The organism is Pseudoalteromonas sp. TB51 (genome assembly GCF_000498055.1).
Lineage (GTDB): Bacteria > Pseudomonadota > Gammaproteobacteria > Enterobacterales > Alteromonadaceae > Pseudoalteromonas > Pseudoalteromonas atlantica.
The window spans coordinates 1-1,811 of record NZ_AUTO01000166.1 but is presented as its reverse complement, the minus strand read 5'-3'; the positions used below and the strand labels follow the sequence as shown (position 1 = coordinate 1,811).

Below are 1,811 nucleotides of genomic sequence, written 5' to 3'. Positions count from 1 at the left end.
CCGCTGCCGCTTGGTTGTGATTCACGCCCTGACTGCTTTTTACCGTCTACCAAAATAGCAGTGTACTGCGCTGGCATGCCACGCACGCTTATATCTTGTCGCGAGCCACCACCGGTAACCGTAACCCCTGCAACATCGTTAAGTGCATCGGTTAAGTCTTTATAAGCGCGGTTTTCTAGCTGCTTTTTGCTAATTAAAGTAATAGAAGCTGGCGCTTGCGCTAAGGTTTGTTCAAAGCCAGAGGCGGTCACTACTATTGTTTCTATATCATTGTTAGCGTTAGCCAAAGTGTAAAATGGCGCGACAGCAATTAGAGGCAGAGCTAAAGTGTTTTTCAGAGTCATTACGTGGTATTTAATTAGTTATTTTACGTAATGATAACAATTATCAATACCTTCAGCAATTAACATTTCATTAATCCACGATAAAACTTAACCGATTAAGCTGCAGTTACTCCAGTGCCATTATTAACAATAAGCCAATTTTATTGCGTTTATTGTACAAAAAAGGCTGCATCAACTAGCAGCCTTTTTGTATTTTGTAACTGTCTTGTCCTGAAATGTGTTTACACATTTAGGACTTATTTTATGAAAACCACTAAAATTAAAGACGTTAAGCGTACTCAGCGAGATTATACATTAGGCTTTAAATTATCTATTGTTGAGCAAGTAGAAAAAGGCGACTTCACCTATAAACAAGCGCAAAGTCATTACGGTATTCAAGGCCGCAGTACCGTTCTGGTATGGCTGCGAAAACATGGTAAATTAGATTGGTCTAAACCAACTTATATAGCCAACATGCCTAAATCGAAAGAAACCCCAGCACAAAAAATTAAACGTTTAGAGCGCGAGATAGAAGAGTTACGCCTAAAGGATTTAATCAAAGATGAAATGATTAATATTATGGATGAAGAATATGGAGCGGGCTTGCGAAAAAAGTACATATCCGAGCTATCACGCGCGCAAAAGAAAACCATCAAATAAAGCTTACTCCGTTATGCCGTGCATATGGCGTAACGCGACAAGGTTACTATCAAGCTATGCGCAGAATAGATGCTCGGAATAAAGAATTGGAGCCAGTCAAAGAATTAGTGATGTACTGGCGGCAATTCATGCCTCGTATTGGTGGGAAGAAACTTTATCTGATGATAAAGCCAGACCTGCAAGAGCGTGGCATTAAACTAGGTCGTGATTGTTTTTTTGATTATTTGAGAGAGCATGACTTTCTTGTAAAACCAAAGAAAAATTACACTAAAACAACAAACAGTAACCATTGGATGCGCAAGCATCCCAATTTACTAAAGGAATACATGCCTACTGCGGCCGAGGAAGTCTTCGTTAGTGACATTACATACGTAAAGTCAGCGCAAGGCGTGCATTACCTATCGTTAGTCACTGATGCTTACAGTCGAAAAATAATGGGTTATGAGCTGAGTGATGAAATGAAAGCAACCGATGTAGTCAGAGCATTAGAAATGACAATTAAGCAACGCGTATATAAACGTGATGCCATTCATCATTCAGATAGAGGTTTACAATATTGCTCTGAAGTATATCAAAATGCGCTATTAAAAGAGGGCATTAGACCATCGATGACCGATGGGTATGACTGTTATCAAAACGCATTAGCAGAGCGTATTAACGGGATATTAAAGCAAGAGTTTTTACTGTATAAATGTCGCAATATGGCAGAGTTAAAACAGCTCGTTGAAGAATCGATATTTATATACAATGAAATGCGACCGCACTTAAGTTTGGATATGAAAACACCAAATCAAGTGCATAAAAAAGACCTGGCGCTTTCGCACCAAG

Annotated in this window: 2 protein-coding genes; one reads left to right on the top strand and one right to left on the bottom strand. The window is 39.3% G+C overall.

Annotation, left to right across the window (positions count from 1 at the left end; genetic code table 11):
- The coding region (locus tag L650_RS0108645; RefSeq protein WP_164835548.1) for a TonB-dependent receptor plug domain-containing protein at positions 1 to 344 on the bottom strand (344 nt) is incomplete at its 3' end.
- Between the two features lie 243 nt (positions 345 to 587).
- Between L650_RS0108645 and L650_RS23660 the strand changes: the two genes are divergently transcribed.
- Positions 588 to 1,811, top strand: a protein-coding gene (locus tag L650_RS23660; RefSeq protein ID WP_128081053.1) for an IS3 family transposase whose coding sequence is annotated in 2 segments (ribosomal slippage) — positions 588 to 939 and positions 939 to 1,811 — 1,225 coding nt annotated over the 2 segments. Because the reading frame shifts where the segments join, the coding sequence is not laid out codon by codon here. This gene is flagged as partial in the annotation.